7 protein-coding genes are annotated in these 8,230 nt (G+C 44.1%); 2 read left to right on the top strand and 5 right to left on the bottom strand.

The genetic code is table 11. From position 1 onward, the window contains the following. Together PX481_RS20955 and PX481_RS20950 are read right to left on the bottom strand one after the other, a co-directional pair. A partial coding sequence (locus PX481_RS20955) for a penicillin-binding protein 2 (RefSeq protein ID WP_502888621.1) occupies positions 1 to 885 on the bottom strand: 885 nt, incomplete at its 3' end. 422 nt (positions 886 to 1,307) lie between these two features. Beyond that, positions 1,308 to 2,417 (bottom strand): S-(hydroxymethyl)glutathione dehydrogenase/class III alcohol dehydrogenase, encoded by a 1,110-nt coding sequence (locus PX481_RS20950; protein WP_288095795.1) that lies wholly within the window; start codon positions 2,415 to 2,417, stop codon positions 1,308 to 1,310. Positions 2,418 to 2,500: 83 nt separating this feature from the next. On the opposite strand from PX481_RS20950, the gene PX481_RS20945 reads away from it, so the two are divergent. Beyond that, positions 2,501 to 6,058 (top strand): tetratricopeptide repeat protein, encoded by a 3,558-nt coding sequence (locus PX481_RS20945; protein WP_288095793.1) that lies wholly within the window; start codon positions 2,501 to 2,503, stop codon positions 6,056 to 6,058. Between the two features lie 229 nt (positions 6,059 to 6,287). Here PX481_RS20945 and PX481_RS20940 read toward each other — a convergent pair whose 3' ends face one another. Further along, positions 6,288 to 6,638: a hypothetical protein gene (locus PX481_RS20940; protein ID WP_004268952.1), complete on the bottom strand. Its 351-nt coding sequence runs from the start codon at positions 6,636 to 6,638 to the stop codon at positions 6,288 to 6,290. After that, positions 6,639 to 6,947, bottom strand: a complete 309-nt coding sequence (locus PX481_RS20935; protein WP_288095791.1) for a hypothetical protein — start codon at positions 6,945 to 6,947, stop codon at positions 6,639 to 6,641. Positions 6,948 to 7,259: 312 nt separating this feature from the next. On the opposite strand from PX481_RS20935, the gene PX481_RS20930 reads away from it, so the two are divergent. Then, complete coding sequence (locus tag PX481_RS20930; RefSeq protein WP_002798842.1) at positions 7,260 to 7,757, top strand: DUF29 domain-containing protein; 498 nt, start codon at positions 7,260 to 7,262, stop codon at positions 7,755 to 7,757. A gap of 151 nt (positions 7,758 to 7,908) precedes the next feature. On the opposite strand, the gene PX481_RS20925 is transcribed toward PX481_RS20930, so the two are convergent. Further along, positions 7,909 to 8,058: a hypothetical protein gene (locus PX481_RS20925; protein ID WP_287972030.1), complete on the bottom strand. Its 150-nt coding sequence runs from the start codon at positions 8,056 to 8,058 to the stop codon at positions 7,909 to 7,911. Between the last annotated feature and the right edge of the window lie 172 nt (positions 8,059 to 8,230).

Below are 8,230 nucleotides of genomic sequence, written 5' to 3'. Positions count from 1 at the left end.
TTTGCGTTTTCCTAAAGCGGCCTCGGCGGCTTTTTGGAGTTTTAAATCTAGTGTCAGGGTGACATCTTGCCCCGGTTTAGCAATTTTTTGGCCGAGAATTTGGATTACTTGTCCCGATCCGTTGACCTCTAACTGCATTCCTCCCCATTCTCCCCGCAATTTTGACTCGTAGGCGGCTTCCACACCCATTTTACCGACGACATCTCCCAACCGGTAGCCCTGGGGTCTTTTGGCTTTATATTCCTCCGGGGTTAGTTCCCCCGTATAACCGAGAATATGCGCCCCAATTTTACCATTGGGATAGTAGCGCACTGATTCCACGTCCACTTCAATGCCGGTTAATTCGTCTTTGTATTCCTCTAGGGCGATAATTTGGCCTGGAGTTAAACCCCTAGCGATGCGGATCAGGGTGGAGGGGTTTTCGTCCGCTTCGTTAATGCGTTTTTCTAGGTCGCTTCTGGGAATGCCTAAAATACTGGCTAAACGGTCAAGATTGAGTTTTTGGGCGGGATTACGCTGGGATTTGGGCCAAATATAGGCCGCATGGGTTAAACGGGCCGTGGCCAAAACTTTGCCATTGCGATCGAATAAGTTGCCCCGGACTGGAGGTTTGGGAAGAATGCGAATCCGGTTATTTTCTGCCCTTTCTCGGTTAATTTGTCCTTGCTGCAGTTGTAAATAGGCCAAGCGTGAGCCAACTCCTCCTAGCAGGACAATGCTAATTAAGCCCATAATTAGCCATGACTGACGCTGACGACCGACTAGACGCTCTTTATCTTTGATTTTATTCTGTAATTTATTCGGCCCTGGCCGCGTCGGCGAGGTGAGCGTTTTTTTCCGTTTCAGTTTGACTTTGGTTTTTGAGAGGAGTCCGCTATTACGCATTTGCTTAAAGTTAAAAATTTAAAAGTTATTAGGGCAGTTATCAGTTATCAGTTATCAGTGATCAGTCATCAGTCATCAGTTATGAGATTTGAGTTTTAAGTAAGAAGTATTAAGTGAGTAGTTTTAAATAGCACTTTCCTGATGTCTTTTCACTGGTTACTGGTTACTGATCACTGGTTACTGATCACTGTTCACTGTTCACTGAAAAGGACGCAATACTAGGTGATTTAGCTCCTCTGTTTACTAAAGTTCAGGGTATCCGCAATATATCTTAACAAAATAGGTGTAAATACTGGGAGTGGAAGGAACCACTCCAGACACAGAGGACACAAAGATTGATCGCTTCTATAGTAAGTTAAAGAGAGTCAGGAAACTGGCGCACACATACAGTTAAGAGTTTGTCAAGTATTTCTTAACTATGCTCAAAATGTAATCACACTGCGGATAGAATCCCCTTGGCGCATCAGGTCAAAGGCCTCGTTAATTCTTGCCAGAGGTAGAACGTGGGTGATTAAATCATCAATGTTAATCTTGCCGTCCATGTACCAATCGACTAATTTTGGTACATCTGTACGACCTCTCGCTCCACCAAAAGCCGTACCTTTCCAGACCCGTCCGGTGACTAATTGAAAAGGACGGGTACTAATTTCTTGGCCGGCCCCGGCTACACCGATAATAGTGGCAACACCCCAACCTTTATGGCAACATTCCAAAGCTTGACGCATAATCTGGACATTGCCGATACACTCAAAACTATAATCGGCCCCACCTTTAGTTAAATCCACCAGATAGGCCACTAAATCCCCCTCGATTTCTTGGGGATTAACAAAATGAGTCATCCCGAATTTGGTCGCTAAAGCTTGTTTCTGGGGATTGATATCGACCCCGACAATCATATCGGCCCCCACCAAACGGGCCCCTTGAATAACATTTAAACCGATACCTCCCAGACCAAAAACCACCACTTTTGCCCCCGGTTCCACTTTAGCGGTATTAATCACCGCACCGATACCTGTAGTGACTCCGCAGCCGATATAACAGACTTTTTCAAAGGGAGCATCGGGGCGAATCTTGGCTAGGGAAATCTCCGGCAGCACGGTATAGTTAGCAAAAGTCGAGGTTCCCATGTAGTGATAAAGCGGCTGACTATCGAGGGAAAAACGACTGGTTCCATCCGGCATTACTCCCCGACCTTGGGTAAGACGAATCGCTTGACAGAGATTGGTTTTAAAGCTGAGACAGTATTCGCACTGACGACATTCGGGAATGTATAGGGGAATAACATGATCCCCCACTTTTAGGCTAGTGACACCTTTTCCCACTTCTACCACGATTCCGGCCCCTTCATGGCCTAAAATTGAGGGAAATAAGCCTTCAGGATCGGCCCCAGAGAGAGTATAGGCATCGGTGTGACAAACTCCCGTGGCTTTGATTTCTACTAACACTTCCCCCGCTTGCGGTGCGGCTAATTTTACCGTTTCAATAGTTAGGGGTTTTCCCGCTTCTAGGGCAACTGCCGCTCGAACATCCATAGGCTCAAAGCAATAGGTTTTTTCCAGTATAATACCGTTAAACTGCTGAAGAGTTGTAATAGAACAATTCTAAACTTATCTCTATGTTAGTCCTCACCATCCGCGAAGAAGGAATTAACGATGGTGGCTTTACTGCTAGTCTCAATTTTGATAGCGGTAACAGCTACCCAATTACGGTTACTGACCCCTTTACTAACCAAGAAGAAAAAGACCTAGAATGGTACTTTGAGGAATGGTTAGTATTTCCGACGCTAGAGACGGATAAAGCGCAAAAAGCCGCCAACAGTGTCCAAAACTATGGCGAAAACCTATTTAAACAGGTTTTCCAGAGTAATTTAAATGCTTATGGGGAATATCGAGACTTGCGAAAGCAGTTAAGTCAACTGCAAATTATCATCGAAAGTCAGTCGCCAGAATTTCAAGCTTTACATTGGGAAGCGCTGAAAGATCCTGATTTACCGCGTCCTTTTTCTATAGATTGTATCATCTCCCGCCAGCGTCGAGGGGCTACAGTTGTCCCGGTGCAAATGGCCACTTATCCTACTATCAATCTTCTGGTGGTGATTGCGCGTCCTAATGAGGAATCTGATGTTAACTATCGCACGATTTCCCGTCCTTTGGTAGAACTGGTAAATAGTAGTGAAATACCGGTAAAAATTGATATTTTGCGTCCCGGAACTTATGAATCACTAACCAGACATCTGGATGAGAAGGGAGAAGGATACTATCATGTTATTCATTTCGATGTTCATGGCGGATTGATGGAATATGAACAGTACCAAAGACAGGTTCACGGGGATTCTTGGCGCTATCAAAGGGGATGGGGACTGGAGGATTTAGCAGAATATGAGGGAGTAAAAGCTTTTCTGTTTCTGGAAGGAGAAGAAAAAGGTCAAGCGACTCCGGTAGAAGCGACGGAATTAGCGAATTTACTCACCGGGAAAAATATCCCTATTTGTATTCTCAATGCTTGTCAGTCAGCAAAGCAAATTTCCCAGGAATCAGAAGACTATCGGGAAACCAGTTTAGGAAGTCGTTTGATGACTGCGGGAATGCAAGCAGTGGTGGCGATGGGATATTCGGTGACGGTTTCTGCAGCTAAGTTGATGATGAAACCAATTTATCAGCAATTATTGAACGGAAAAGACCTAACGGAAGCGATGCGAAAGGGACGGTTAGAGTTATTCAATAATAAGCAACGCCGCGCCTATTATAACACGATAATAGATTTAGAAGATTGGTTATTACCGGTGATTTATTGTCGCGGTAAAATTAATCTCAATTTGCGTCCATTTACTCCAGAAGAGGAGGAAAAATACTGGGAACATATCGGCAATCAATATGTCTTTCCTTTACCAGAATACGGCTTTGTCGGCAGGGATTTAGAAATTCTCAAGATGGAAAAGGCGCTGCTGAAACATAATATCCTTTTACTCAAAGGAATGGGAGGGACAGGAAAAACTACCTTACTCAATTATCTACGAGAATGGTGGCAGAAAACCAACTGGGCGACCCATATTTTCTATTTTGGTTATGATAAAAAAGCTTGGACGTTAGAACAGATTGTCTATGAAATCGGTCAGGGAATTTATAATCGCTTTGAACAGGCGAGTTTCCAAGGGATGAACCTGAAAGCGCGGGTAAAGAAACTAGAACAAAAACTCCGCAGTGAGGCGTATATTCTCATTTTAGATAATCTGGAGTCGGTGACGGGACAACCGTTAGCAATTCAGAATACTTTACCGGAGAATGAAAGGGAAGCAATCGCCGAATTTCTCAAGAATTTGGTCGGGGGAAAGACGAAGGTGATTTTGGGTTCTCGCAGTGAGGAAACTTGGCTGCAACGCAGGACTTTTAAGGAGAATATCTATCCCTTACAAGGATTAGACCAAGAGTCGAGAACTGAATTAGCGGAGAGAATCTTAGAACGTCAGGCGAAGAGTCGGAAAAATGCGATTAAAAAGGATGATTATTTTAAGCGCTTGATGAAATTGTTGGCGGGGTATCCGTTGGCGATGGAAGTGGTATTAGCGAATCTGAAGCGACAGTCACCGGAGGAGATTTGGCAAGGGTTACAGTTGGCGGAGTTAGTTAATGTGGGGGATGAGGATAAGACTAATAATATCATCAAATGTGTGGAGTATTCCCACAGTAATTTGTCGGAGGAGGCGCAGAAGCTGTTACTCTGTTTAGCGCCTTTTAGTGGGTTTATTAACAGGGATTTCATTCCTTTTTACAGTGAAGAATTACAAAAATTAGAACCTTTACAAGGTTATCAATTTGACCAATTTGATGCAGCGATTGAAGAAGCGATTCATTGGGGACTGCTTTCGCCGATGAGTGAAGAATTGCCGAGTTTATTGACTATCCAGCCCATTTTTCCCTACTTCCTGAAGACGAAGTTAAAGGAATTAGCACCAGAGACACAAGCAGCAATTTGGGAGGGTTTTAAGAATCATTACCGAGACTTAGCAGGTTATTATGATGACTTACTAGATTCCAAAAATCCGCAAGAGAAGCAGTGGGGGATATTGTTCTGTCGCTGGGAGTATGAAAATCTGTTTCATGCGTTGCAGATTTGTTTGGAAAAGCAGGAAGATATTTATATCTTCTTTTGCTTACATAATTATTTTGTTGCTACCAATGATGTTAGTAGCAAACTGAAACTATGCGAGAGTGTTTGTCAAGCTTGTCAAACTTATCCTGAGCAGATTAAAACTGGGATAATCGGTAGTAACATTGTTGGTGCTTTGGGCAATCTCGCCATCGCCTATAACAATACAAAAAACTATGAACAGGCGAAACAGACTTATCTAAAAGTTATTGAATTAACTCAAAATCTCCAAGGGGTGGACGAGCAACAAAAAGCCTCAATATTGGGAACTACCTATCACAATTTGGGAAGGGTAGCGCAAGAATTGAGGGAATGGGAGCAAGCCCGAAGCTACTACCAGCAAGCTATTGAGATCTGCATTGAATATGGCGCTGCCGGAGGCACGCAAAGCGCCCGCTACTCCCAAGCCCGCCCCCTGCACCAGTTGGGATGGGTAGCGCAAGAATTGAGGGAATGGGAGCAAGCCCGAAGCTACTACCAGCAAGCTATTGAGATCTTCATTGAATATGGCGATCGCTTCTCCCAAGCCAGCACCCTGCACAATTTGGGAGCGGTAGCGCAAGAATTGAGGGAATGGGAGCAAGCCCGAAGCTACTACCAGCAAGCTATTGAGATCTACATTGAATATGGCGCTGCCGGAGGCACGCAAAGCGCCCGCTTCTCCCAAGCCAGCACCCTGCACAATTTGGGAGCGGTAGCGCAAGAATTGAGGGAATGGGAGCAAGCCCGAAGCTACTACCAGCAAGCTATTGAGATCAAGATTGAATATGGCGATCGCTATGAGCAAGCCGGAACCCTGCACCAGTTGGGAGGGGTAGCGGAAGGAGTTGGGGAATTGAGCCAAGCCAAAAGTTATTACCTGCAAGCCTTACAAATTTGGGCAGAATTTAACGATGGTTACAGTGTACAAACCTTTTCTTTGCCTAGTCTTGTTGATCTTTATCAGCAAACGCAAGATGAGGAGATTCTTGTCGGTATTGCTTCTGTTTTGGGGGTTGGGGTTGAGGAGGTGCGGGGTTTGGTCTAACTCCCCCCTAATACTAAATCCGGCTTTAAAAAGAGAGGGTGATGGGGTGATGGGGGGGTGATGGGGTGATGATCCTCCCTCACTCCCTCACGAACCTGGCTTGTTGTTGCGCTTCAGCGCTAACTATTTCGGGCTTGCTGAAAAAGTAAGGGCGAAGCATTCGGATAGGAAATCTACGGTTTCAGCGATAGGTTATCGCCCGAATGCTTCGCCCCTACAATGTTGTGATCTACGGATGAGGTGTAATAGCGAGAATGGTGATTTCCCCCGAATGAGGTCCATAGCACCAGAAAATTCGATAGGCTCCCGGTGTATTCTGTTGGGCGTAGGCTTCAAAAACCTTCTGTGTTGCATCATAAGGGTTGTCGAGGGAATTAAATTCGTGGGTTTTTAGTCCTGGATGTCTTGGGTTTGTACTGAGGAGCTTGAGGGCTTTTGTTACCTGTTTGTAGAGACCCTCTTGTTTCGATGCTTTTGTCCTACCTTGAGCCAGGCGAGTCTTTTGAGCCTGTTCCGCTTCTGCTCGCAATTCAGATAGAGTATTTCGAGCTTCCTGTGTCTGTCGTAAAGAGAAATTCAATTACTCCTCGACTTCTTCAGGAATAGATTCAGCAAACTCAAGCATAGCGTCTAAATCGACTGTTTCTTCAGCGAAATCTCCCGTGCGGGCTTCTGCGAGCCCCCGTTTGAGCGACTCGCGGACACTAGGATTCTGAAAAGCCCATAGTTCTCCCTCTGGAATCGCCACCATGGGAACCAAAAGAAGTTCCCCGCTTGCATTCATCAGTATTCGATAGTGACGGTTGCTACATTCAGTCCCAAGGCTAATCCGTCCCCAAGCATCAGCCTGAATATCTTCTTTAATGAGCGAAAAATTCTGATACTCCATCACGTCTCCTCCTCTCTTCATATACTTATTCTAGATAAGTTACCCAATTTGGGCAATAGGGTTATGTCCATTTAGCTTCTCACTACCTAAAGAAAACAGGTTAAACTTGTTCGGGCTAGAGCCTTGACAACAAACCCAGTTTGTAGTTGCACTCCCTTCGCTAAATTCTCTCCCCTTTCCTTGTAGGATAGGGTTCAGGGGAGAGGTCAATAATTAAGAACCCAATGCGATCACACTATCTGGTAAAGATCAAGTATAATAATAAATATAAAGACCAAATTATTCATCTACCGTTAACTTAATGAAAGCCAAATGAACTTATTAAAACAATCGGACATTCAAGAAAATCCCACAACACTTTACGAACAAGATCTTCAGTTGTGGATTGAGCAAACTATTCATCAATTACAGAATCGACAGTTTGAACAACTGGATATAGAAAACTTAATTGAGGAGTTAAAAGATTTGGGTAAGTCAGAGAAACGCGCCTTAGAGAGCAACTTAATGGTCTTGTTGATTCACTTACTCAAATTAAAGATACAGCATGATGCTCCTGAGACAATGAAAGCAAGTTGGTATAACTCAGTAGATGAGCATCGCCAGCGCGTTCAAGATGATTTACTTAAGACTCCCTCTCTTAAATCTTATCTCTTAATCTCCATCACACAAGCCTATTCCAGCGCTCGTAAAGTCGCCATCAAACAGGGTAAACGCGCTCAATTTGGTATTCGTATTCCCCAAGAAAGTGAGTATCCCCTCGCTTGTCCTTTCACACCTGAACAGATTCTAAATGAGGACTTTTACGGGTAAAAACGAAGGTAAACATTATCGATAATAAAACCATGAAACCAGAATATGACCTTGCCAACATGAAAAATCGCCCGAATGACCTAACCCCCCTTCCCTGCGAAATAAGGGGGGAATAACGAACCAGGTTTGTAGTTGCGATCCCTTCGCTAAACTATGATTGACTTTGAAGTTTTTCTAACTCTTTAGTAGCTTGTTGCCAATAGGCTAATTCTTCCTTTATTTTCATATTTTTAATGTCTTCATAGATTTTTTCGCTACTCAACCGTTTCATTTCCACACAATCAAATTGCTTAACCTTCATAATTAATAACCTCCAGAGGTGAATAAATATCTAGGGTCTGCTGAAAAAGTTTTTCCTAGGGGCAGGGTGTAGGGTGTGGGGTGTGGGGTGTGGGGTTTTACCGATTTTGAGGGGGTCAATTACCTAATTTTCAGGGAAAAAGTCCCTGAATTTCCCCCTGATCACTCCCATA

The organism is Microcystis sp. M53603_WE2 (assembly GCF_030065435.1).
Note: the sequence above shows the minus strand (reverse complement) of the source record. Positions and strands in the feature narration are given on the sequence as shown.

What these genes read in the sequence shown, in the direction of transcription:
- PX481_RS20930 (WP_002798842.1), top strand. Translation starts at nt 7,260, where the DNA reads ATGAACTTATTAAAACAATCGGACATTCAAGAAAATCCCACAACACTT.
- PX481_RS20925 (WP_287972030.1), bottom strand. Translation starts at nt 8,058, where the DNA reads ATGAAGGTTAAGCAATTTGATTGTGTGGAAATGAAACGGTTGAGTAGC.
- PX481_RS20945 (WP_288095793.1), top strand. Translation starts at nt 2,501, where the DNA reads ATGTTAGTCCTCACCATCCGCGAAGAAGGAATTAACGATGGTGGCTTT.
- PX481_RS20935 (WP_288095791.1), bottom strand. Translation starts at nt 6,947, where the DNA reads ATGGAGTATCAGAATTTTTCGCTCATTAAAGAAGATATTCAGGCTGAT.
- PX481_RS20950 (WP_288095795.1), bottom strand. Translation starts at nt 2,417, where the DNA reads ATGGATGTTCGAGCGGCAGTTGCCCTAGAAGCGGGAAAACCCCTAACT.